Source organism: Paenibacillus sp. FSL R5-0341, assembly GCF_037975235.1.
Classification (GTDB): Bacteria; Bacillota; Bacilli; order Paenibacillales; family Paenibacillaceae; genus Paenibacillus; species Paenibacillus amylolyticus_A.
In genome coordinates this window covers 4,368,155-4,392,699 of record NZ_CP150241.1, presented here as the reverse complement: position 1 = coordinate 4,392,699, position 24,545 = coordinate 4,368,155, and the positions used below count along the sequence as shown (strand labels likewise).

Here is a 24,545-nt window from a genome sequence, read left to right as displayed (position 1 = left end):
GAATCGATTATGACATAAGTCACTCCGAAGGCGTGTATATGCGAAGAGACAACTCGATATGGATATTCGAGCTGTCTCTTATGGCTTGTTTCTTTTAATGCTAGTTTGCTGAGGGAAGGGTTATACCAAGAAGAAAGATACGCCCAGAATAATATATACCACGAGCAGAAGTAGACCCTCATACCAGTTCGTAGAACCATCTTGGGTGATCGACTTTGCAATAAATACGGATACGCCAATGGCAACCAGTTCAATCGTTGTAAACACGATATCCATGGTTCTACCTGTGAAGTAGCTGACAAAAATCAGCACAGGGGCAACGAAGAGTGCAATCTGCAAGCTGCTGCCGACAGCAATCTCGACGGCTGCTCCGATTTTATTTTTCATGGCAAGCATGATGGCTGCACTGTGTTCCGCCGCATTACCGATGATGGCTACAAGGAATGCACCAACAAACAGCTCGCTAAGTCCAAATTCGGAAGTGAATACTTCGAGCGTGCCGACAAGCCATTCACTGACGAAGGCAACCATGACCGTTGCGAGCACCAGATAGAGAATTGATTTTTTCTTGGACCATGCCGGAGCATGCTCATGTGGTAGCTCTTCATCAGAATCCTCAGTGACGTCCGCAAGATAGTTCTTGTGCGTCACCATGGAGAACAGTAGCCAGGCGATATACGCGAGGATGAGCAACCCGGCCACGATGAGACTAAGGGTATTCGTGTCTTTCTGTGTAATGGAATGTGTATTGAGAAAGACTGCCGGAATAAACAGGGCAATGATGGCAACAATCATCAGGGAACCATTCAGACCTGCGAGTGATACATTATAATTCTGGATTTTGAACTTGAGTCCTCCGGCAAAAATACTTAACCCGAGCACTAACAGCAGGTTTCCGATGATGGAGCCTGTCAGACTTGCTTTGACCATGTCGAACAGTCCCTCTTTCACGAGGAAAATGGCGATGATCAATTCGGCGGCATTGCCGAAGGTGGCATTCAGGAATCCACCCAGCCGCTGTCCGGCGTAGTGGGCAACATTTTCGGTGGCTTTGCCTAAAAAACCGGCCACAAAAATAACCGAAATGGCTGAAATCACGAACTGTAGAATCGAATCCCATTTCAAGTAGTGGGCGATGGCACTGAGTGCAAAGAACGCAATCAGCAAAATGGATGAAATCCGGTTTCTCACAACAAACACCTCGGTTATAAAATATTTTGTTTTGAAATTGTATTGTAAAAGCTTATGAGATTATTTTCATATTTCAATATAACCAAATGGTGGTAGGTTGTAAACGCATCTTTTTGAGTTTAATTTGCTTTTTGGGGTGGAAAGGATTTAAAATACGAGTAACGAAGTGAAGGAGGATGTGGCATGGCAGAACAACTTCAACTGGAGAGCGGAAACATCCGGATTGCCGATGACGTGGTTGCAAAAATTGCCGGAATGGCTGCAATGGAAACGCCCGGAATTGCCGCAATGTCTGGAGGATTGTCAGAGGGCTGGGCGAAGCGACTCAGCGGTAAAAACGTACAGAAAGGCGTGAGCGTTGAGGTCGGCCAGCTGGAAGCAGCCATTGACCTGCGCATCATCGTCCTGTACGAAACCCCGATTCATGAAGTTTCCCGTATGCTTCAGCAGAATGTAAGAGAAGCGGTAGAGACCATGACCGGATTACGCGTGGTTGAAGTCAATGTAAAGGTAGAAGGCGTATCTTTCAAAGGCGACGATCTGTAAAATTTCGCAATCCGCGATGGAGGACAAAGACATCTTGACTTGTCTCCATCTTGATAGACAGAGTGTACTAGGTACACACAAAAAGGCTGCGCATCCAATTGGGTGCACAGCCTTTTTTGTGTTAGCTTTTTTTGTATTGAGACGTGCTCTGTGCCTTTACGGCCAATCCCGTTCACCGAATCCGACGGATGGACTCCCGTGAACGAAGAGCAGGAGAAGTGCGAGTCTGTGTCTGTACAGTCACGGACTTGGTTTTCTCTTCCTTGATCACGTCAAGGTTGTTGGTACGCGAGATACTCAGCAAAATGCCCATGGCGACCATCATCACAAAGAGTGAGGTACCCCCATAACTGATAAACGGAAGTGTGACCCCCGTCACCGGAATGGTCTGAGTTACACCGCCGATGTTGATGAATGCCTGTATCGCAATCAGTCCCATGATGCCTATGCCGACCAGTGTTCCGAATGGATCAGGGCAGCGGAGAGATACAATAATACCTCGCCAGATGAAGTACAGATAAACCAGAAGGAATAAGGTACTTCCGATGAATCCGAGTTCTTCCCCGATTACGGAGAAAATAAAGTCATTATACGCATTTGGCAAATAGTGCAGCTTCATCGTACCTTGTCCAATCCCGGAACCCGTCATGCCACCATCACCAATGGCAACAAGAGAACGGTAGAGGTTAAGACTTCCTCCATTAATATCGGATAATGGATCAAGAAAAGCTTGAATACGTCCGATCTTGTAGTTTTGCTCCGCAGTGACCGCTGTTGTAGCAGTCGTCGTGTCTGAAGGAGACATGGAAGAGAACAGGGAATTCGCTCCGAACGCCAGTGCTCCACCGAGTACAACCAAGAGAATCGAACCCAGGATATGTTTCATACTGGCGCCACCGGCATAGATCAAGAGACCACAGGTGGACACCAGGATGAAGGTGGTACCAAAGTCTGGTTGCAGCATGATTAGTCCTGCGATGAATCCAACGATGAACAAGACGGGAAAATACCCTGTCTTGAAAACCCTGAATTTTTCACCTTTTTTGGTGATAAGAGCAGAAAGATATAGAATGATAGCAATTTTTGCGAACTCTGCAGGCTGAAGACTGAAACCAAAAATGTGAATCCAGCTTCGTGCGCCGTTCAATACTGCACCTGAGATCAAAACAATCACCAGCATGACTGTAGTGATCAGGAAAAAGGGTGCATATAGCTTTTTGTACTTGTTGAAGCGGATATTCATGGCAAAGAACATGCCAAATAGACCGATAATCGCCCACATAAGTTGTTTTTTCGTGAAGTAAAGGGCATCATTGTTAAATCTATCGCTTGCGATTGCAATGCTGGAACTGGAGCTGAATACCATCACCAGTCCGAAGCCCACCAACAATAAAGTGAGGATTAGCAGTTGAAAATCCGGCGTGCCTCTCTTCGTTTTCGTTTGGGCCGTTTGTTGTTTCATCGTTTGGCCCAGCCTATGCTTCCAGCAGTTCTTTGAGCTGCTGTAATTTTTCGGCTGCCAGCTTCACGACTGGCTGTGGAACGGAAGAGTCATAATCCAGACCGTGAGGGAAGGTGGCTTTGCCAAGATAAACGGCTTCAACAGAAAGAACGGTATCCGGTTTTTCCAATTTGCCTTCCACTGCGCGGGTATTAATGCGTACAAAGTATTCTGATTTGGTTTGTTCATCTTCAATTTTGTAGTCATATGTAGCACGGTAATATTCCCATTGCCACCGGACAAATCCGACTTTCTCGGCGCTCTCATCCAGGTATGCCAAGTCGCTCTTCAAGCCATCCAAGCCTGTATTCTCAAAAATCATAAGCGTCTGATCCTCCTCATAAGCTTCCGAGTGTAATTTCTCGTGCATTTCTCTAGTTCATGATAGTATGTTTCCCCTTCTCGTGCAAGCTTTCCAGGGGTGTTTCGTATCGGTTTTCTTCCAATTCTGCTACAATATACAGCAATAGGTTTGAAGAGGAAGGTTCGGGCTTGATCCAAGTCCCGTTCAAGATTGAAAGGGTGGAGAGACATGACTAATAATATATGGTGGGAAGATCTGCAGATCCACATGGTGGAATGGCGGCGTCACCTTCATCGCAATCCTGAGGTTTCCTTTCATGAGGAGAAGACATCCTCTTTTGTAGCGGATATGTTGGAGAGCTTTGGCGTTGAAGTGAAGCGTCATGTAGGCGGTCACGGGGTCATCGGTACGATTCGTGGGGACAAGCCAGGGCCTGTCGTCATGCTGCGGGCCGATATGGACGCATTGCCAATTCAGGATGAGAAGAATATCGAATACGCATCACAACAAGCAGGAGCGATGCATGCATGTGGCCACGATGGTCATATCTCGATCTTGCTCGGTACGGCATTGTATTTCAGCCGTCACAAGCAGGAGATCCGAGGGGAGATTCGCTTTTTGTTTCAGCCAGCAGAAGAACTGCTTCCGGGTGGTGCGGTCCAAGTCATTGCCGATGGTGCACTTGAAGGCGTGGACGTCATATACGGCATTCATCTGTGGACCCCGTTGCCTGTAGGTGTTGTTGCCAGTAAAGCAGGACCGATGATGGCAGCGGCGGACGACTTTTACATTGAGATCAAAGGTAAAGGTGGACATGGCGGCATGCCGCAATCCACGATAGACAGTCTTATCGCGGGTTCTGCGCTTGTGATGCAGCTTCAGACCGTTGTCAGTCGTTCGGTTGATCCATTGCAACCGGCGGTGCTGACCATTGGCACAATGCAGGCTGGCTCCGCTCAAAACGTGATTGCAGAGCAGTGCAAAATGAGCGGTACGGTAAGAACGTTTGATGAAGAGACCCGAAATGGGATGAAAGAGCGGGTGCTCACCATGGTGGCCCAGACAGGGGCTGCGTACGGGGCCGAGACTCAAGTGAAATATATTATGGGATATCCGCCTGTGGTGAATGATGAACTGGAGACAGCGCGTTTCTTCAGGGAAGCTACAGAAGTATTTGGGGCAGAACGAGTGCAAACGTCGCCGATGCTGATGCCAGCGGAAGATTTCGCGTATTATCTGCAGAAGGTTCCAGGGTGCTTTATGTTTGTTGGAGCAGGTAATCCGGATAAAAATGCGATCTATCCGCATCATCATCCGATGTTTGATTTTGATGAAGATGCGATGCAGACGGCCGTAAAATTATTTATCGCCATGGCTAAGGGTTATACAGCCGAATGACTTTAGATGCAGTTGGGCATCCTGTTCATACCGAGGTATGGGCAGGATGTTTTTTTGTGGATTTTTAAAGTGGTTCATTTTCGGAAGTTGCCGGAACTGGACTTTTTTTGATAGGAGGAAGTTTCGAATGGAAGGAACAGAACATAGAGAAAGAACGGATGCTTGTATTGTTCAGCGGGATTTTACGGTTTTACTGGAAGTCGGACACCCTGGGTTCCAAAGAGCAAGAGAGCAGCTTGGGAAGTATTCAGAACTAGTTAAGACACCGGCGGCGTTTCATACCTATCGAATTACTCCATTGTCGCTCTGGAATGCTGCTGCACTGGGATGGAATGCAGATCAGGTCATCGCAAGTCTGGAATTGGTGTCCCGCTGGAACGTGCCTGCTGCACTTATACAGGATGTTCAGAGGATTATGGATCAGTACGGGAAATTAAAGCTGCATTCGGAAGCAAATCATGCCAGAATGCGCCTTTACAGTGAGGATGAGCGGTTGCTGGATGAGTTAAGCGGATTGAAAACAATAGCTGCCTTTCGTATGGAACGAACAGACGCTCATGAGCTTCTGCTCTCAGGAGCACAGCGAGGTCTATTGAAAAGAGAATTAACACGGCTGGGTTACCCGGTACTTGATTATGTGGGGTATCGGGAGGGAACCAAACTTTCATTTGAATGGCGGTCCAATGATCCAGGGGACCACTCAGAGCGATTTGCGTTGCGTTCATACCAGAGAGAAGCTGTGGATGCATTCGAAGGCAGTGAGGGCATGGGAGGAAGCGGATTGTTCGTGCTGCCTTGTGGGGCAGGCAAAACGGTCATTGGCATGGCCGTTCTGGAGCGGCTTCAGTGTGAATGCCTTATTTTGACGTCCAATACGACGTCTGTGCGACAGTGGATTCAGGAAATTCAAGACAAAACAACGATTACCAGCGAACAGATTGGTGAGTATTCCGGTCAAAAAAAACAAGTGAAACCTGTGACTGTAGCTACATATCAGATTCTTACACACCGGAAATCCAAGGATGCTGATTTTACCCATATCAAACTGCTCAGTGAGCGGCAATGGGGTCTGATCATATATGACGAAGTGCATTTGCTGCCTGCGCCAGTGTTTCGTGCCACTGCGGATATTCAAGCTACTCGAAGACTGGGATTGACGGCTACTTTGGTTCGAGAGGATGGCTGTGAACAGGATGTGTTCTCGCTGATTGGCCCGAAGCTCTATGATATGCCGTGGAAACAGCTGGAGCAGCAAGGATGGATTGCCGATGTACAATGTCAGGAGATACGTATCCCGTTCTCCCCAGAACTAAGATCGAATTATCTGCAAGCCGAGGTTAAGCATCAGTTTCGATTGGCTGCCGAGAATCCGGCGAAGGTACATGTGGTCAAGCGTTTGCTGGAGCGTCATCGGGATTTGCCTGCACTTGTAATTGGACAATATCTGGATCAACTTGAGTTGATTGCCCGGGAAATTGAAGCACCTCTGATCTCGGGAACAATGTCCCAGCAAGAGCGAATCAAATGGTTTGCCGCTTTTCGACGTGGGGAGATTAAAACGATTGTTGTATCCAAGGTTGCCAATTTTGCTGTGGATTTGCCCGATGCTGCGGTTGCTCTTGAGATATCTGGGAGTTTCGGTTCAAGGCAGGAAGAAGCACAACGGTTGGGACGAATTCTGAGACCAAAAGCTGGGGAAAACAAAGCTTACTTCTATGCACTGGTATCAGAGGACAGCAAGGAACAAGAGTTTGCGTTAAACCGTCAGATGTTCTTGGTGGAACAGGGTTATGAATATGCCATCGTTCATGAAAACGGATAGTTTATTTATATTCGCAAAAAGAGGAGGGATTAAGGGATGGCTTCATATGAACCAGTAAATGAGCCTATGGTAATGGATATTGATTCATGGTCAAAGCTTACTTTGGTAGAACAAAAAGTACTTGGTGCAATTTTTCACAAACATGCTGCACAGCCTTTCTCTTCCCTCCTGCAGCGAGAACAGTGGGCTGTCGAAGGGCTAAGTGTCGCAGAGGCCCAATCTACATTCGCCAATCTTAGGCAGCAAAGATGGATCGAATCTGTTCATAAGAGTTGGGGGGAGCGATTATTCTATATTCCTGCTTCGCTGATGGAGACATTGACGATTGCTTATGTGCAGAGAGTGGGCTTAACCGTTGAACAGATGACAATACATGCTCATGTACTACAAGAGGGAAAGCCGGATATTGCTGCAGAGCTTCTTCATCTGATCGCTTGGATCGAAAGAGAAGGACTTCCTTTGACAGGGAAGGGCACCATACATAAGAAAAGTGTTCAAAAATTAAGTGTGATCACGGTGTTATCTTCGACAGACTTTGAAGGTCTGGGCATCCGATATGAACATTCGGACCTGTATCCGATTCACGTTGCAATCCTTCTCGATCTACTGCTCAGTCTGAATCTGGTTCAGAAGGCAGAGGGGAGGATTCGGATCGTAGATCATCAATTACAGCAATGGTTGAAGCTTTCATGGGGACAGATGCATCGGGAGATATATCAAGCTTGTGTAGACAGATACGGGAATACCGAGCCTACTCTACAGCATTTCCGTCATCAATTGGCCGTTCTTTCTCCAGGGAAGAACGTATGGTGTCGTATAGTGAATTCCACATGTGAACCTCAGATCAGGGGATGGCTTTATGCACTGGCTGGTTGGGGTTATGGCGACGTTGGAGAAGATCAGTCGGGAGCATTGGCATTCCGTTGGCTGATCGAACCACAGAGCCTGTTGAATCTACGCCAAGAGGCGGTAGGTGAGGCGGAGCCTTGTGGGTTTTACATGCAGCCTGATTTCGACATGTTGGTGCCACCGGAAGCGGGGCCTGATGTAATCTGGATGCTGGAGCAATGCGCAGAACGGGTGACGCGTGATCGAATGTCCATCTACCGTTTGACAAGAGAACGATTCATTTCGGCCATAGCCAGCGGGTATGGATTACCTGCAGTGATAGAGTTTCTGGATCAATATGCGCTGACAGGTATACCGGAGAATGTACGGATTGCGTTAGCAGATTGGGGCAAGGAGACGGATGCTGCACCATTGACTGTAGATAGAAGTATGGAGGTAATGGAGGAAAGTACAGGCTCCGCAGATGATCCGAAGTTATTAGAAAAAGATATGTTTAGCGGTGTATATTCTTCTTTCTACACTCCCGATAATCAAGGTCTGGTTGATGTCCCTGCTTCTCTGCATGGGTTGGAGCATGATCATTCTGTCATTGAGAAGAAGTTCTCTCTGTTGGGATTTGAGGAGATACCGGAGACCTGGTACAAGGAGTGGCGTCGATATCATAGTTCAACCGCACGACAGATTGCTGCCAAAGCCATTGAGTGGCAGACAAAGCTGGGGATACAACAGGAAAATCGTACGCGATACCTCATTCCACATCAGGTAGAGGGGCATGAAGAATGGACATTAAGCGGTTGGTGTATGCTGGATTCAAGTGAAAATACATCAGAGACGGAATGGCGTACATTCTCCCCGTCACAGTGGGATTCAATGCGTCTTATCCTGCCAGATGATGTCATAACCTGACTATTTCACGTGAATATCAGGTTGAAAGGCGAATTTTCGAGTTCCCCCTATTTCTAATTGCAGGAAAAACTCTTCTTAACTATTCATGGATATGCTATGATGAGGTAGTCTACGTTGAGTAGAACTTTATATATAGATAGGATGAATATTTCATGAGCGTAGCGGAAATGAACACGGTCGATATGGCCCAAGTGTTAACGGGCGCATATGAACTGGGCGACATGATTAACCAATCTGCCGAAGTATCGGATTATTTATATTGGAAGCAGCAAGTCGAGACTAGCCCTGAGATTCAGATGGGGATTCGGAAGCTGAATGCCAAGAAAGAATTGTTTGAAGAAACACAGCGTTTTGGTCATTTTCACCCGGATTATCATGCAGCGAAAGATCAGGTGAAGGCTCTGGAACAGGAGTTGGAAAATTTCGAGGCGGTAATTCGCTTCAAACAGGCAGAGAAGTCCCTGGATGATATGTTATTCCAGATGTCAGAGACCATTGCATTTGCAGTGTCAACGACCATTAAGGTACCGAGCAACGATCCGAATCCGAAGGGCGGCTGCGGTAGTGGCGGCAAATGTGGTTGCAGTTAAGTAATCATTATAGAAGGGCGGGGAACGATGATGTTTGCGGAAAGGACAGGATTCATTATTTGGGTCAGTGATTTGAAGGCTGCCCGTAATCTCGAAAAATATGGCACCGTGCATTATATCTCCCGTCGTATGCATTATGTAGTCATGTATGTTAATGCAGAACGGGCAGATGATACGATGAAAAATGTGAAGCGACTTTCCTATGTGCGCAAGATCGAACGCTCGTATCGTAATGAGATCAAAACCGAGTATGCCAGCAAAACCATGGACAAAACGAGCTTTTACGGAATATAGAAGAGAAACTGGAGGGACCCTTTGGGGTCGCTCTTTTCTTGAATTATACACAAATTGGCTATTGTGAAAAAAAGTTAAACTTACGCCTTGAGGTTGCGGGACTAATGTTGTAATATATTTGGTAATAAATAGATAGAAAGTCCTATCTGGTGGAGAGTGATTCCCATGCGTGATAAGGTGATGCAACGTTGGAGCACCTACGAGCCGTTTTTCGTGGCTCTTGGAGACAAGAAAGTGGCCGACATCGTCATTACCCATCATGCCAAGATGCGGTATGCAGACCGTATTGAGCCTGCACGTAGTGATGATGACCATATTGCGGCGTGGTTATGGGAGTGTCTGAAGCAGGACCGTATAACACCATACTACCGTAATGAACAGGACGTCTACCTGATTGATGAGGATCTGGTGGTGGTCGCCGAATTTTCCGAACTTGAAGGAGAATATGATATTGCGGGCAACCCGCTGCACAAAATGATTGTAGTTACGTTTCTGGGACGTATGTCGGAGACCATTGAGTTGAGGGACCTGAAGTCATATTATTCATGGTTAAGACATTCAAGAAGAATGACGCTGGTCAAAAATAGCCGCAAGCACAAGTAAATTGAGTAGATTTAATAAGTTGAAATCATAGATTCAAGTATCATCGCATGCAGACAAGCTGCATGCTTTTTTTGTTGCCAAGCAGGAAATCGGCTACAATGTAGAGAGTGTAATCGAAGAGGGGCGAAGATATGAATTTTCACCAATTGCATATTTTTTATACGGTAGCAGAGAAGGGCAGCTTCTCGGCTGCTGCACAAGCATTACATATGACTCAACCGGCAGTAACGATGCAGATTCAATCATTGGAGGACTATTTTGGAACCAAGTTATTGCATCGTTCCACCAAAAAAATAGAACTATCTGAGGCTGGCCGGACTTTATTGCCTCACGCGAAACGGAGCGTAGAACTGGTCAGACAGACGGATGAAGCGATGTCGGCGTTTACCCAGATGTTACAGGGCCGACTCCAGCTTGGAGCCAGTTTAACGATCGGGGAATATGTGCTCCCACGCATGCTCGGACCGTTTGCGCTTCAGTATCCCGATATTTCCATTGTCATGAAGGTGATGAACACAACGCAAATTATGGATGATATATTGAAACACCAGCTTAATTTTGGTCTGATTGAAGCGCCTGTACACCATCCGGACATGATTGTAGAGCCTGTCATGCAGGACGAGCTGAAACTGATTGTACCTGCTGGGCATGATCTGGCTAAGCGTAGCAAAGTGAATCTTGAAGATGTAATGAACTATCCCTTTGTGCTGCGTGAGAAGGGCTCGGGTACCCGTCAGGTGATGGAAGACCAACTGCAAAAGAAAAATATTGATCCACAGGATATGAATGTGGTGATGGAACTTGGAAGTACTGGAGCCGTAAAATCGGCTGTAGAGGCAGGGGTGGGCATTACGATGTTATCTCCTTCTTCCGTGCAGCATGAGCTTGCTCTGGGACTCGTTCATATTGTGGATATCCGTGGACTCGAATTCAAACGGCAGTTCTATGCCATCCATCTAAAATCGTCCTTGTTGCCGCTGTCAGCTGTCGCTTTCCTGAACTATCTGCGTCAACAGGAGCAATCTGAGCCAGAACACAAGCCGGGGAAGGCATAATAGGCGGAAACTCAATGATAGATGAGAGTAATCCAAATCATTTTACACAAAGGAGCTGTTGTACATGGATCAACGCCAAGGACGCTGTGATCTTCATACCCACAGTCAGGCCTCCGATGGAATGCAGCCACCAGCTGATAATGTGAAGCTTGCCAAGCAAAAAGGACTATCTGCGGTTGCTCTGACGGACCATGACACAGTAGCTGGTGTAGCGGAAGCACAGCAAGCGGGTAAAGAGTTCGAGATTGATGTCGTTGCTGGAGTGGAGATCAGCACCCGGGCTGGCGGCAAAGATATTCATGTCTTGGGTTATTACGTAAATACGGAGGATGAGCAGTTTCTGCAACGGTTGCGCGGATTACGAGAAGCACGAGATGAGCGAAATCATCTGATTATTGGCAAGCTGCAGGAACTCGGGCTTGATATAAGCTGGCAGGAGGTACTCGATGAGCTAGGACGGCCGTTAGAGCAGGATGAGAGTATCGGCAGACCTCATATGGCTGATGTGTTGGTGAAGAAGGGATATGCTGTCGACATGCGGGATGCATTTGATCGATATCTTGCTGAAGGCAAGCCTGGCTTCGTATCTGTACCCCGCGTTGCACCCGAGGATGCATGTGAGTGGATCAGAGCCGCTGGTGGAGCCGCTGTGATTGCCCATCCGGGTCTCTATAATGATGATGAATTGGTGCGACGTATCATCGAAGACTCTCGTCCAGATGGCATTGAGGTGTTTCATTCGGACCATGGCCCGGAAGAGGAACGAAGGTATGGTAAGCTGGCCAGGGAGTATGATCTTATTGAGACTGGTGGATCGGATTATCATGGCGAACGGCAAGGAGTTGTGTTCCACGGGGATCTCGGTAGCAAGACCGTAAAGGTTGATGTGTTAGAAAGGCTGAAGGCAGCTGCTTCACGACAAGAGGGAGTATGATCTAGACAGGTTAACACGTTATCTGGATATGAGGGTTTTTCTGCTTATTGAGTACATTTAGGATCGAAGGATTACAGGACATGGAAACATGATAGGGCTGAACCTTCATGTTTCCATGTCCTTTTTTTTGTGCTCAAAAGAGTCTACGTAATGGAATAGTTTACCCAAGCGCCACGTGTAGCCCCAAGACGTTCGAATAATTGTTGTGCTCGCTCATTCGTCACTGCTGTGATCCAAGACATATATGCACATCCATGGTCACGCGTATATTGCTGACAGTGTGCAAATAATTGGGCTTCCGCTTCGCCTTCTCTGAATGTTTCCGTCACAAAAAGATCATTCATGATGGCGACACGCTCTGCTTTCATCGTGCTATAAGTAAAGAACAGGGTGGAAAATCCGATAAGCTCCCCGTCCTGTTCTGCCACGAATTGAGCCCCGATCTGCTGATTAAGCAGGTTATTAATCAAAAGCTGGATGGATTGATCACCAGGCCAGGGGTTATTGTAGAATCCCACCACATAGTCATTCATTAATGCAGTCAATGGTTTCAGATCATCAGGTTGCGTTTCTCTGATATGTATGGTCATGATACACTTCCTTTAACTATAAATTTTATTCATCACAATTGAATTATTATACATATAAACGAATTAATATTCAATACAAGAGAAATAAGCCTAGCTTCACATAACATTGAAATGATGTATTGCAACCACAAAAATCCCCTGAACCTTTAATGGTCAGGGGATTTTGTCTTTGTTACTGTTACATCTATATAATTTGAACTAATCATTTACACGATAACAGCGATTGGAAGGTTGTTCTGTCATCGTAGTGTCAGTGTAAATAATCTTTAGTTCAACTTATATAGCCTTATCCATTTTTAATCGTGGATGGCAGACTCTTGATTAATTCATCATTTGGTGTTACAAACAAGGTCTTCTGATGATCATAGATGACAAAACCTGGCTTCGCACCGCTGGGTTTGCGTACATGACGGATAAACGTGTAATCCACAGGTACGCTACTGGACTCCTTGGCTTGGCTGAAATAGGCAGCAAGTTGCGCTGCTTCTTCCAATGTTGCCTCCCCAAAGTCCGTACTGCGAATAACGACATGTGAGCCTGGAATGTCTTTGGTATGCAGCCAGGTGTCGTTGGAAGAAGCGAGACGGTTAGTCACGTACTCGTTCTGCAGGTTGTTTTTGCCCACAAGAATATCGATTCCCTCAGAGGAGGTGAACTGGTGTACGGTTGGACGGTCACTTTTCTTCTTCTTTTTACCCTTTTTATTGCGGTCTCGAAGGTATCCTTGCTGCACAAGCTCATCCCGTATTTCCTCAATATCGTTCATGGATGCAATGGACAGCTGCTGTAACAGGTTATCGAGATAGTCAATCTCGTCTTTGGTTTTGCCAAGTTGCTCATGAATGACAGCCAGACTGTTCTTGTATTTGTTATACCGCTTGAAATAACGTTGTGCGTTATCAGACGGTGTGAGCAGTGGGTCAAGCTGAATGGTGATGTTGGCTTGGTCTTCATCGTAGAAGTTCACAAGCTCCACGCTCTTGTCCCCTTTGTGGACCTGATGCAGGGAGGCAAACAGCAACTCACCCCATAGTCTGAACTTGTCCGCATCGTCTGCTTCCAGCAAGTCCTTGTTCAGGTTGTCCAGCTTTTTGATGTTTTTGCTTCGCTCATTCTGCAGAAAACGGAGCAGATCACTTACTCTCTGTTTTACAGTGTCTCGTTCAGCCTTATCTCCGTAGTAATCTTCCATACACTTGCTCATCGTGTCATAGGTTTTCTCCAAGTCCTGAATGCTCTCAAGATGAACGGCCGAGAAAATCATTTTGCCTTTAGCGTTCATTCCGGTTACAGGCGTGTAGATATGATCTCTGACAGGTCCCATCACGGCTTCAAAAGCGTTCCAAAGTGTCCCAGCCTCGATCCGGCTTTCACCCTCAATCACAGTCGGAGCACTCGCTGTACCTTCAGCAGCAATCCCACGGGCGGCAATCTCTCCCGCAATTAACGGGCTAAGACCGCTAAAGGCATTCACAAGCCAGCGTGATGCCTCTTCTTCAGCGGCATGATAGCTGTCCTCGAATGCTGCACGGCTCACTTCGAGCGGATTACTTTTATGTTGTTCGGGTGGGGCAGTATACGAGAATCCGGGCATAATTACTCGGTAGCTGCTGATGGACGGAGTTACATGATGAATACCATCCAGAATTGTTCCTGTTACAGGATCAAGCAAAATAATATTACTGTGACGCCCCATCAATTCAATGATGATCCGTTTAACCGAAACATCCCCCAGTTCGTCGCGCTGGCGCACATTGATGTGGATAATACGCTCCATGCCAATCTGACGGATCTCCTCAATGATTGCACCTTCACAGTGCTTGCGGAGCAGCATGCAGAACATGGGTGCTTCAGTAGGGTTAAGAAATGTCTTTTCCGTATAATGCACACGAGGATACGTCGGGCTTGCCGAAACAAGCAATTTACTATTTCCGCGCTGAGCACGCAGTGTGAGAACTACGTCATGGCCATTCGGCTGATGGATCTTGCTGATACGTCCACCAATGCAGCCTTGCAATTCATGAACAATGGCTCGTGTTACGATGCCGTCCAATGCCATTTTTTCCACTTCCTCTCTCTATCGAGCATCTGCATTTTATCATCATGCCAAATGCTTCATCTATATAACTGAAATGAGCAACCAGGTTATGTAAAAAAACAGGACCGGCTGCAGATTCTTCGTTGCTTGCCTGTTGAACGCTGGAATCGGTACTGCGCAGAACATCGCAGACTTTTATTTTAGCTTATTCTGTCCATCAGGGAAAGGATTCGCCTCTTGGGTGCTAATCACAGACCTGTCCGAATACATATAGAGCAGGTAGTTTGTCCGGCATAGTGTACAGCCTGTCGACCAGCGCGCCGGTGAAGCATGTGAGCTTATTTTGCAGATGAAATACAGACTGGGAGGGAACCTTGAAGCATGGAACATACCAAGTGGCATCAACTTAGTGATGAAGAGCTTCGCAACACTCTTGGCGTCAGCCCGCAGGAAGGATTGACGGACGAAGCTGTAGCAGAGAAGAGAAAAGTGGTCGGTTCGAATGAGCTGAGCGAGGGGAAACGCATTTCTCCGATCACATTGCTCTTGAATCAGTTCAAAGATTTTATGGTGCTGGTATTGATGGGAGCAACGTTGGTATCCGGATTGTTAGGTGAGTATCTGGATGCAGTAACGATTGTGGCGATTATCGTACTGAATGCGATTCTGGGGTTTGTACAGGAATTCCGGGCAGAACGATCTCTTCGTGCATTGAAACAGTTGTCCGCACCTCTCGCCAAAGTGCTTCGATCGGGCGAGGAAGTACATCTTGCCGCCAAACAACTCGTACCCGGAGATATCGTTATGGTGGAGAGTGGCGACCGCATACCCGCTGATGTACGCTGGCTGCAAACGAACAGTCTGGATGTCGAGGAGTCGGCACTTACCGGGGAATCGGTTCCCGTAAGCAAGCATTGTCTTCCGATTGCCGACGAGGACGTTCCGCTGGGTGATCAGAAGAATATTGGTTTTATGGGTACCATGGTTACTCGTGGTACGGCCAAAGGTGTGGTCATCCGTACGGGAATGGAGACGGAGATGGGCAAAATTGCCGATCTGATCCAGAATACGGAGGAGCAAGAAACACCGCTACAGCACAGACTGGAACAACTGGGCAAAATTCTGATTTTTGTCGCATTGGGATTAACCGTCATGGTCGTCGTCGCAGGCATATTGCACGGACAACCAGCCGTTGGCATGTTTCTGGCAGGGGTCAGCCTCGCGGTGGCAGCCATACCGGAGGGTCTGCCGGCCATTGTAACCATTGCACTCGCACTTGGCGTGCAGCGGATGATCAAACGTAAAGCCATTGTGCGCAAACTGCCTTCTGTCGAAACCCTTGGCTGTGCATCTGTGATCTGTTCGGATAAGACAGGCACGCTCACCCAGAACAAGATGACGGTAACGGATGTGTGGCTGGAGGGACGCAGCATCAAGGTTACTGGGGATGGTTATGCACCTGAAGGGCAGATGCTGGAGAACGGTCGAACAGTGGAATTAAAGAGTGACCAGTCCCTGCGCAGAATGCTCCAGATTAGCGCACTTTGCAACAATGCCAGTATTGTTGAGAGTGTCGCAAACGAATTAGGAAACAAGAAAAAGGGCAAGGATACCAAAAAGGATGGCAAGAAAAAAGCTAAAAAAGATGATTACAAAGAAGAAGCGGCCCAGCGAGAGAATGTATTCTGGGAGCTGAAGGGTGATCCGACGGAAGGTGCACTGGTCACACTGGCCTCCAAAATGGGGCTTACGCCTACTGGTCTCAAAGAGTTGTATGCCCGCCAGCAGGAGTTCCCGTTTGATTCCGAGCGGAAACGCATGTCAGTCCTGGTCAATCACCAGGGAGGGCGAATGATCTACACCAAAGGTGCGCCAGATGTGTTAATCGGACACTGCAGTTATATTTTATGGGAAGGCAAGGTCGTACCTTTCACCGGAACACTGCGGCAGAAAGTGATGGCAGCCAATGAGAGTATGGCCGGAGCGGCACTGCGTGTCCTCGGAATGGCCTATCGTGAAGTACGACCGGAGGAAAAAGTGGCTGACGAACACGCCGCCGAAAGTCAGCTTGTTTTCGTCGGACTTGCAGGTATGATTGATCCGCCGCGTCGTGAAGTAAGAGATGCGATCGCCACATGCCGCAAAGCGGGCATTCGTACCGTCATGATCACAGGTGATCATGGAACAACGGCAGAAGCCATTGCGCATCAGCTGGGGATTCTTCCACGTGGAGGTGCCTCACTAAGTGGTCAGCAGCTGGCAGGCATGACAGACGAGCAACTGGATAAGCAGGTAGAGGGCATCTACGTGTTCTCAAGGGTATCGCCTGAACATAAGCTTCGCATCGTAAAATCGTTGCAGCGCAAGGGGCATGTCGTCGCCATGACGGGGGATGGAGTGAACGACGCTCCGGCGATTAAAGCAGCTGACATCGGGATCGCGATGGGCATTACAGGTACAGATGTCACGAAGGAAGCTTCGGCGCTCATTCTAAGTGATGATAACTTCTCAACCATTGTGGCTGCCATTGAAGAAGGTCGTAATATTTATGAGAACATCCGCAAGTTTATCCGTTATTTGCTGGCATCGAACGTAGGGGAGATTCTAACAATGTTCTTTGCAATGATGATGGGCTTGCCCCTGCCACTCGTACCGATTCAGATTCTGTGGGTTAACCTGGTGACGGATGGATTGCCTGCCATGGCGCTGGGGGTAGATCAGCCTGAAAAAGATCTGATGGAACACAAGCCCCGCGGTGCCAAGGAAAATATTTTTGCCCGCAGACTGGGTTGGAAAATCGTCAGCCGGGGGGTATTGATTGGATTGTGTACACTCGGAGCGTTCTGGCTTACTCTTCAGGCTGCACCGGATAATCCGGGGCAACTGATCAAGGCACAGTCCGTAGCTTTTGCTACACTCGTTTTGGCACAGCTTATTCATGTCTTTGATTGCCGTAGTTCGCGGTCCATCTTCCACCGGAACCCACTACAGAACAAATATCTGGTTCTTGCCGTGATTTCATCGGTTGTACTGATGCTCGTTGTGATGTACGTTGAACCGTTGCAGCCGATCTTCAAAACCGTACCTCTGGGATTGCGTGAATGGGCGATCTGTATCGTTGCTGCAGGTATCCCGACGTTCCTTATGGGCGCAGGCAGCGTCTGGGGTGGTCGTCGTAACCGCCGTCGCATGGGCGGTTCTGGCCGCTTCGTACCGAAAAGTACAAAGTTTTCGGCATAAAATCAATAGCTTTTCCTGATCCATTTCGGTATGCTATCCTCAAAATGATTCGAAGCGGCAGCTTTGACGTTTTGCAGGATAGCTTTTTTGTGTGCAAATGTTGAATATGAATTTCTATGGTGATCCTGTAGAAGAGCAAGAATATAGCTTTGGCAGCAGACTGCCAAAAGGAGTGGGCAAGATTATGGAATTTACGAAAATGCATGGACTTGGTAACGATTTTATCGTTGTATTTGGTGAAAAGGAGCTTCCGGCAGATGCAGCAGAATTGGCTGTAAAATGGTGCAATCGTTTCTTCGGCATCGGTGCGGATGGCCTGGTTTATATACTGCCTTCGGAGAAGGCGGACTTTCAGATGCGCATCATGAATTCGGACGGTTCGGAAGCAGAGCAGTGTGGGAATGCCATTCGCTGTGTATCCAAATACGTATACGATCATGGTCATGTCAGCCAGGAACAGATTACTATTGAAACGATTGGTGCAGGCGTACAACCTGTCAGTCTTAACATTCGTGATGGCAAAGTGGAAACGGTTCGTGTCGATATGGGTGAGCCGATTCTGAACGGCCTTCAAGTGCCTACAACGGTAGATGCGAATCCTGTGGTTGATCACAACATTGAAGCGAATGGACATGCGTTCAAATTCACTGCCGTATCCATGGGTAATCCACATGCGGTCATCTACGTTGATGATGCTGTGAATTTTGATCTCACAACTTGGGGCCCACTTCTTGAAGTACATCCGATGTTCCCGAAAAAAATCAATGTGGAATTCGCCACAGTTCGTGACCGTGGATATGTGGACATGCGTGTATGGGAACGTGGAGCTGGTCCGACACTTGCCTGCGGAACCGGAGCTTGTGCAACACTGGTATCCTCTGTCCTGAATGGACATACAGATCGTACAGCCATCATCAGCCTCAAGGGTGGGGATCTCCACATTGAGTGGAATGAAGCTGACAATCATGTGTACATGACCGGACCTGCTGAAGTTGTTTTTAAGGGAATCACTTCATAAAAAGTGGGGAATTTAACCAAAGAGGCCTGCGGGCCTCTTTTTTTGTCAAAAGGACAGGTCGTGTCTCCTGTACAGAGACATATTGGGGGCTGTATGGCAAGAAAGTCCATATGAGCTGGATACTCAGTAAAAACCTGTGTTTTTCTTCGTTTTTTAGCGTTTTTTGTGTTACATTAGTATGTAAATGATCACAGCTAGGCGGGGGGAAATGGGATGAAGGCGGATTTGCGCAAAGCTATGCAGGAACGGGTTCTCGTTGGAGATGGGGCCATGGGAACATTTCTGTACCAAATGGGTTTCCCGGTAGGGATTTCATACGAAGAGTTGAACTTGATTTCACCTGAAGTGGTGGCGGATGTACATCGCCGTTATCGGGACGCAGGTACTGAGATATTTGAAACGAATACGTACTCTGCCAATTATGACAAGTTGTCCAAGTTCGGCCTGGAGTCAAAGGTGGAGGACGTGAACCGTGCCGGCGTACGCATTGCCAAAGAGGTAGCTGGCGACACTGGTTATGTGCTTGGTGCCGTTGGTTCCATTCGAGGTGGCAAGCGGACAAACGTGTCTACAAGTGAACTGAAACGCTTCTACCAACAACAGATATTTGCTCTGCTTGATGAAGGTGTGGATGGCATTCTGCTTGAAACCTTCTATGATATCGAGGAAATGGATATTGCCCTTTTGCAAGCGCGCAAGCTGAGCGATCTGCCTGTGATTGGACAGTTCGCGGTAGAGGATGTAGGGCACACGCTGGATGGATATACGATGCCTGAAGCATTCCGGATCATGCGGGAGCAGGGCGCGGACGTGATCGGTTTTAACTGCCGCTCAGGTCCAAACGGGATTATGCGAGCCATGGAAACCGTCTCCGGACGTATCGGTATTCCGATGTCTGTTTATCCAAATGCGGGTGCAGCAGATTATGTTGATGGTCAGTTCCGTTATGGTGCGACTCCGGAGTACTTTGGTCAGACGGCAGTGCAATTTGCTGATCTGGGCGCTCGTATTATCGGCGGTTGCTGTGGTACGACACCGGATCATATTACTGCAATGAAAGAGGCGCTCGCTGACTATGTACCTTTGCCTATTTTGGAGCCTGATCCGTCAGAAACCAAAGCGCGTATCGTTCTGCATGAAAATGTGGATGAACGTTCCGGACGTGGTGGACAGCCTACGATCGTTGATCTGGTCAAGCAGCGTCACACCGTCATTGTTGAACTTGACCCGCCGCGAGATTTGGACATTGCCAAGTTCATGAAAGGCGCCGAGACTCTGAAAGCAGCAGGAGCAGATGCCCTGACACTAGCGGATAATTCATTAGCGGTTACACGGATGAGCAACATGGCGCTGGGGCACCTCGTTCAAGATCGCACGGGCCTTCGTCCACTGGTGCATATTGCCTGCCGTGACCGGAACCTGATTGGAACGCAGTCCCACATGATGGGTTTTGATGCTCTGGGCATTAATCATGTACTTGCTGTTACAGGTGATCCTGCAAGATTTGGCGATCTGCCGGGTTCAAGCTCGGTATACGATCTGACTTCTTTTGAAATCATACGCATGATCAAGCAGTTGAACGATGGGGTGGCCTTCTCGGGTAAACCGCTGAAGCAGAAAGCTGGCTTTGTGATCGGAGCGGCGTTTAATCCCAATGTGAAACATCTGGATAAAGCTGTACAGCGTCTGGAGAAGAAAATTGCCTCTGGCGCAGATTACATCATGACACAGCCTGTCTATGACCCTCAATTAATTGTAGCAATGCATGAAGCGACCAAACACCTGGATGTGCCTATTTTTATAGGTGTAATGCCACTGGCAAGTGGACGGAATGCAGAGTATCTGCACAACGAGGTTCCCGGAATCCAGCTTTCGGATGAAGTGCGTTCCCGGATGGCAGGTCTGGAAGGTGAAGAGGGTCGTGCGATGGGGGTAAAAATTGCCAAGGAACTGCTGGACGTAGCCACAGCGCATTTCAAAGGCATCTATCTCATGACACCGTTTATGTTCTACGGCATGACGGCCGAACTGACTCAATATGTATGGGAGAAGTCGGAGCATCAATGTCCTACTTGTTTCAACCCTAATAATCAATTACAATAGTAAAACGGATGTGATGCCGATGTCATTCAGTATGACCGGATACGGTCAATCCGCCTTTCATTTTGGCGGCTATAAGGTACAATTAGAGATCAAATCTGTTAATCATCGTTATTGCGAAGTGATGATGCGTCTGCCAAGAGAGTGGACGTATTATGAAGACGGTTTGAGGAAGATCGTACAGAGCCGTTTGAAACGTGGGCGGATTGATGTTTATGTAATGAAAGAAAAAGAGGAAGACCAGGCTCTTCCCGCTGTTCTGAATGAACAGACGGTCAGGGCCTATCTGCAGGCTGCAGAGCAACTGGAGACTCACTTTGGAATGCAGGGCAAACCAAGTATTGTGGATATGCTTGGGCTGCCGGACGTCATGGTTCATTCGGATGGGACAAGTTCCATTCCCGAAGAGCAGAAGGACGAATGGGAGCGAGTTTTGCAGGAAGGATTGAGAGAGGCTCTGTCCAGTCTGGAGCAGATGCGCGCACGCGAGGGTCTTCATCTGGCCAGTGATCTGGAACGGCGGATTATTCGTCTGGAGTCACTGCATACCGAGATGCTTGCTCTTGCACCGACTGTGGTGAGTGATTACCGCAACAAGTTAAGGCAGAGACTTACGGAAATGCAGGAAGAAGGCTCTTTCCCTTTTGATGAGCATAAATTGGGTATGGAAATTGCAATGTTTGCCGATCGTTCTAATATAGAAGAGGAGCTTACGCGTCTACTCAGTCACTTTGGACAGAGCAGGGAACTGCTGAAGAGTGATGAACCGGTAGGTCGTAAGTTAGACTTTCTAATTCAAGAGATGAATCGGGAAGTCAATACGATTGGATCAAAAGCCAACCACTTGGCTCTGGTGAACCGTGTTGTCGAGATGAAGGCGGAGCTGGAGAAGATTCGTGAGCAAGCGGCGAATATCGAATGAACGGCCACATTTCGGCAAAAGAGTCGCATGTATAGGGGGAAGAACCTGATTATGGCAATCAAACTCATTAACATTGGATTCGGTAACATCGTATCGGCGAACCGGATTATATCCATCGTGAGTCCGGAATCGGCGCCGATCAAGAGAATTATACAAGAGGCAAGAGATCGTCACATGCTGATTGATGCAACGTACGGAAGACGTACTCGTGCCGTAATTATTACGGATAGCGATCATGTCATACTGTCTGCAGTTCAGCCGGAGACGGTCGCCCATCGTCTTTCTTCGAAAGATGATGATAACGACGAATAAAATGGAGTGTAATATGTCTAAGGGATTACTGGTAGTGTTGTCCGGCCCATCTGGGGTCGGGAAGGGTACTGTATGCAGCGCTTTGCGCAAACGGGTGCCGGAATTGATCTATTCCGTATCGGCGACAACCCGTCAGCCTCGTCTTGGTGAAGAACATGGTGTGAACTATTTCTTCAGAAGTCATGAAGAGTTCCAGAACATGATTGCTGAAGATCAATTGTTGGAACATGCGGAGTATGTCGGTAATTATTACGGAACACCGCGTGATTTTGTAGAGAAAACGATTAACGAAGGCCGCGACATCATTCTGGAGATTGAGGTTCAAGGCGCGTTAAAAGTGAAAGAGAAATTCCCGGAAGGCATCTTTGTTTTCCTGCTTCCTCCTTCATTGGACGAGCTGAAAGATCGCATTCAGGGTCGTGGTACCGAAAGTCAAGCGACCATTGATCACCGGATGTCTGTGGCGGTCGATGAGATCAGTCTGCTGGAGCAGTATGATTACGCTGTTGTTAATGATGAAATTGATTTGGCGTGCAAGAGAATAGAAAGCATCATAATCGCCGAACATTGTAAGATCAATAAATAATCCCTTTTGCCGCTGCGGAATACGATATAAGTGGGGCAGTTGTCATATCATATACTGAAGCACTCCTTCTCGGAATGCCCGGGTATGAAGACATGCCACATCAGTTCTGTCAGGCGGCAACTTGTGATTATACTAATGCGAAGAGGTGTTTGTTAATATGCTGTATCCTTCTATTGATGAAATGATGAACAAAGTCGACAGCAAGTATTCCCTTGTTGTTGCTGCTTCCCGCCGGGCTAGACAGCTACGTGAAGGTGAAAAAACGGATTTAAGAGGTGCGAGATCCCATAAACAAGTTGGCGTTGCACTGGAAGAAATCTATGGAGACCTGCTCGTTGTCATCAAAGGACAGGACGAAGAAGAAGAGTAAGCCGCCTGCGGCTGCTCTTCAACTGCATACGGCGTAAGCCGGATTAATTGACAACCGCGAGGTTGTTATTTTTTTACGAATAAGCCTATTTTAACGGAATCTTACTTAGACGTCGTATAAATATCGGGGGAAATAACCATGTTGAACGGTAAAAAAATCGTGCTTGGTGTGACAGGCGGCATAGCCGCTTACAAGGCGGCAACATTATGCAGCAGACTGGTGCAAAAGGGAGCGGATGTTCATGTGATTATGACAGCTTCTGCTACACAGTTTATTACCGAATTGACGCTGCAAACGTTGACCCGAAATACCGTATATACCGATACATTTGATGAACGTGAGCCAGCAGTCGTATCTCATATTCATCTCGCTGATCTGGCTGATCTTGTTCTGGTTGCTCCGGCTACAGCCAATGTAATTGCCAAGATGGCGCATGGCATGGCAGATGATATGCTCTCAACAACTCTGCTTGCCACGACAGCCCCTGTCATGATTGCTCCAGCGATGAATGTACATATGTATGATCATCCAGCTGTAAAGCATAATATGAACCTGCTTGTTGAACGGGGCGCCATGATGATTGAGCCGGGTGAAGGTCTGCTTGCGTGTGGATATGTGGGCAAGGGGCGTCTGGAAGAACCGGAAAGCATTGTGGATGTGGTAAAACGTTTCTTTGAACAGAGAGAGTCTGCAGAACGTACCCAGCAGGGACAAGCTTCATTGTTACAAGGCAAGAAGGTTGTCGTTACGGCTGGAGGTACGATTGAGCGCATTGACCCCGTACGATATATTACAAACGATTCGTCTGGCAAAATGGGATTTGCCATAGCCGCAGCTGCGCGTGATCTGGGGGCAGATGTGAAATTGGTTATGGGCAGTACCCAAGCCAAGCCACCGGAGAACGTTGAGTTGATCCCTGTACAGTCTGCACAGGATATGTATGAAGCGGTAACACGGGAATGGGACGATGCTGATATCGTGGTTAAGGCGGCGGCGGTTGCTGATTATCGTCCCAAGGAAGTTTATACCGAGAAGATCAAGAAGAAAGGCGACACGCTGTCGCTCGAACTTATTAAAAATATAGATATTCTTGAAACGCTGGGCAAACAGAAAACCCATCAGTTTTTGATTGGTTTTGCTGCGGAGACTCAGTCGGTTGAGATGTATGCACGTGAGAAATTGGAACGGAAAAACTGTGATCTGATCGTAGCCAATGATGTAACCCGCACGGGTGCAGGATTTGGAACAGACACCAACGCGGTACATATCTATGACCGGGAGGGTTTGGTGGAGGAGCTTCCAGTGATAGCCAAGGACGATGTGGCTCATCGGTTGCTCCGGATTGCGGCGGAGCGCATTGCCGGGAGGAATTAGGA

22 protein-coding genes are annotated in these 24,545 nt (G+C 47.7%); 17 read left to right on the top strand and 5 right to left on the bottom strand.

All coding sequences use genetic code 11. The features are described from left to right. Positions 1-120 precede the first annotated feature (120 nt). Positions 121-1,191 carry a calcium/proton exchanger gene (cax, locus tag MKX75_RS19665; protein ID WP_062835373.1) on the bottom strand — a complete coding sequence of 357 codons (1,071 nt, stop codon included), beginning with the start codon at positions 1,189-1,191 and terminating at the stop codon, positions 121-123. Positions 1,192-1,374: 183 nt separating this feature from the next. Between cax and MKX75_RS19660 the strand changes: the two genes are divergently transcribed. Continuing rightward, positions 1,375-1,737 (top strand): Asp23/Gls24 family envelope stress response protein, encoded by a 363-nt coding sequence (locus MKX75_RS19660; protein ID WP_017687428.1) that lies wholly within the window; start codon positions 1,375-1,377, stop codon positions 1,735-1,737. Between the two features lie 172 nt (positions 1,738-1,909). On the opposite strand, the gene ftsW is transcribed toward MKX75_RS19660, so the two are convergent. Both ftsW and MKX75_RS19650 read right to left on the bottom strand, forming a co-directional pair. Next, the gene (gene ftsW, locus MKX75_RS19655) at positions 1,910-3,199 is read right to left on the bottom strand and encodes a putative lipid II flippase FtsW (protein WP_062835372.1); all 1,290 of its coding nucleotides are present in this window, start codon (positions 3,197-3,199) and stop codon (positions 1,910-1,912) included. Between the two features lie 13 nt (positions 3,200-3,212). Then, positions 3,213-3,560 carry a YugN family protein gene (locus tag MKX75_RS19650; protein ID WP_339166486.1) on the bottom strand — a complete coding sequence of 116 codons (348 nt, stop codon included), beginning with the start codon at positions 3,558-3,560 and terminating at the stop codon, positions 3,213-3,215. Positions 3,561-3,770: 210 nt separating this feature from the next. Here MKX75_RS19650 and MKX75_RS19645 point away from each other — a divergent pair, with 210 nt between their 5' ends. The 8 genes from MKX75_RS19645 to MKX75_RS19610 all read left to right on the top strand — a co-directional run bounded on the left by MKX75_RS19645 (position 3,771) and on the right by MKX75_RS19610 (position 11,993). Next, on the top strand, positions 3,771-4,940 hold the full coding sequence (locus MKX75_RS19645; protein WP_264927975.1) for a M20 family metallopeptidase: 1,170 nt from the start codon (positions 3,771-3,773) through the stop codon (positions 4,938-4,940). A 127-nt stretch (positions 4,941-5,067) separates the two neighbouring features. After that, positions 5,068-6,762, top strand: coding sequence for a DNA repair helicase XPB (locus MKX75_RS19640; protein WP_339166484.1), 1,695 nt, complete (start codon positions 5,068-5,070; stop codon positions 6,760-6,762). A gap of 36 nt (positions 6,763-6,798) precedes the next feature. After that, on the top strand, positions 6,799-8,517 hold the full coding sequence (locus MKX75_RS19635; RefSeq protein ID WP_339166483.1) for a helicase-associated domain-containing protein: 1,719 nt from the start codon (positions 6,799-6,801) through the stop codon (positions 8,515-8,517). A gap of 152 nt (positions 8,518-8,669) precedes the next feature. After that, complete coding sequence (locus MKX75_RS19630) at positions 8,670-9,107, top strand: YlbF family regulator (RefSeq protein WP_062835367.1); 438 nt, start codon at positions 8,670-8,672, stop codon at positions 9,105-9,107. A 30-nt stretch (positions 9,108-9,137) separates the two neighbouring features. Continuing rightward, positions 9,138-9,401 carry a YlbG family protein gene (locus tag MKX75_RS19625; RefSeq protein ID WP_026080981.1) on the top strand — a complete coding sequence of 88 codons (264 nt, stop codon included), beginning with the start codon at positions 9,138-9,140 and terminating at the stop codon, positions 9,399-9,401. Between the two features lie 165 nt (positions 9,402-9,566). Then, positions 9,567-10,004, top strand: a complete 438-nt coding sequence (locus tag MKX75_RS19620) for a hypothetical protein (RefSeq protein WP_017687436.1) — start codon at positions 9,567-9,569, stop codon at positions 10,002-10,004. Positions 10,005-10,135: 131 nt separating this feature from the next. Beyond that, positions 10,136-11,059, top strand: coding sequence for a selenium metabolism-associated LysR family transcriptional regulator (locus tag MKX75_RS19615; protein WP_339166481.1), 924 nt, complete (start codon positions 10,136-10,138; stop codon positions 11,057-11,059). Between the two features lie 64 nt (positions 11,060-11,123). Next, entirely contained in the window at positions 11,124-11,993 is an 870-nt protein-coding gene (locus tag MKX75_RS19610; RefSeq protein ID WP_339166479.1) for a PHP domain-containing protein, read from the top strand. 143 nt (positions 11,994-12,136) lie between these two features. Here the strand turns inward: MKX75_RS19610 and MKX75_RS19605 are convergent, their stop codons facing one another. Next, complete coding sequence (locus tag MKX75_RS19605; RefSeq protein ID WP_339166477.1) at positions 12,137-12,583, bottom strand: GNAT family N-acetyltransferase; 447 nt, start codon at positions 12,581-12,583, stop codon at positions 12,137-12,139. A 286-nt stretch (positions 12,584-12,869) separates the two neighbouring features. After that, entirely contained in the window at positions 12,870-14,642 is a 1,773-nt protein-coding gene (locus MKX75_RS19600) for an NFACT RNA binding domain-containing protein (RefSeq protein WP_339166476.1), read from the bottom strand. Positions 14,643-15,002: 360 nt separating this feature from the next. Here MKX75_RS19600 and MKX75_RS19595 point away from each other — a divergent pair, with 360 nt between their 5' ends. The 8 genes from MKX75_RS19595 to coaBC all read left to right on the top strand — a co-directional run bounded on the left by MKX75_RS19595 (position 15,003) and on the right by coaBC (position 24,543). Further along, on the top strand, positions 15,003-17,861 hold the full coding sequence (locus tag MKX75_RS19595) for a calcium-translocating P-type ATPase, SERCA-type (protein ID WP_339166475.1): 2,859 nt from the start codon (positions 15,003-15,005) through the stop codon (positions 17,859-17,861). 184 nt (positions 17,862-18,045) lie between these two features. Beyond that, a complete protein-coding gene (gene dapF / locus MKX75_RS19590; RefSeq protein WP_339170528.1) occupies positions 18,046-18,879 on the top strand; it encodes a diaminopimelate epimerase in 834 nt (277 codons plus the stop codon). 213 nt (positions 18,880-19,092) lie between these two features. Continuing rightward, on the top strand, positions 19,093-20,982 hold the full coding sequence (locus MKX75_RS19585) for a bifunctional homocysteine S-methyltransferase/methylenetetrahydrofolate reductase (RefSeq protein ID WP_076333318.1): 1,890 nt from the start codon (positions 19,093-19,095) through the stop codon (positions 20,980-20,982). A gap of 19 nt (positions 20,983-21,001) precedes the next feature. Next, positions 21,002-21,901 carry a YicC/YloC family endoribonuclease gene (locus MKX75_RS19580; RefSeq protein WP_076333317.1) on the top strand — a complete coding sequence of 300 codons (900 nt, stop codon included), beginning with the start codon at positions 21,002-21,004 and terminating at the stop codon, positions 21,899-21,901. A 51-nt stretch (positions 21,902-21,952) separates the two neighbouring features. Next, complete coding sequence (locus MKX75_RS19575; protein ID WP_006209218.1) at positions 21,953-22,213, top strand: DUF370 domain-containing protein; 261 nt, start codon at positions 21,953-21,955, stop codon at positions 22,211-22,213. Positions 22,214-22,226: 13 nt separating this feature from the next. Beyond that, complete coding sequence (gene gmk, locus MKX75_RS19570) at positions 22,227-22,799, top strand: guanylate kinase (RefSeq protein ID WP_017687445.1); 573 nt, start codon at positions 22,227-22,229, stop codon at positions 22,797-22,799. Positions 22,800-22,956: 157 nt separating this feature from the next. Further along, positions 22,957-23,169 (top strand): DNA-directed RNA polymerase subunit omega, encoded by a 213-nt coding sequence (rpoZ, locus tag MKX75_RS19565; protein ID WP_036614619.1) that lies wholly within the window; start codon positions 22,957-22,959, stop codon positions 23,167-23,169. Positions 23,170-23,307: 138 nt separating this feature from the next. Further along, positions 23,308-24,543: a bifunctional phosphopantothenoylcysteine decarboxylase/phosphopantothenate--cysteine ligase CoaBC gene (coaBC, locus tag MKX75_RS19560; protein WP_339166473.1), complete on the top strand. Its 1,236-nt coding sequence runs from the start codon at positions 23,308-23,310 to the stop codon at positions 24,541-24,543. The last annotated feature ends 2 nt before the right edge of the window (positions 24,544-24,545 follow it).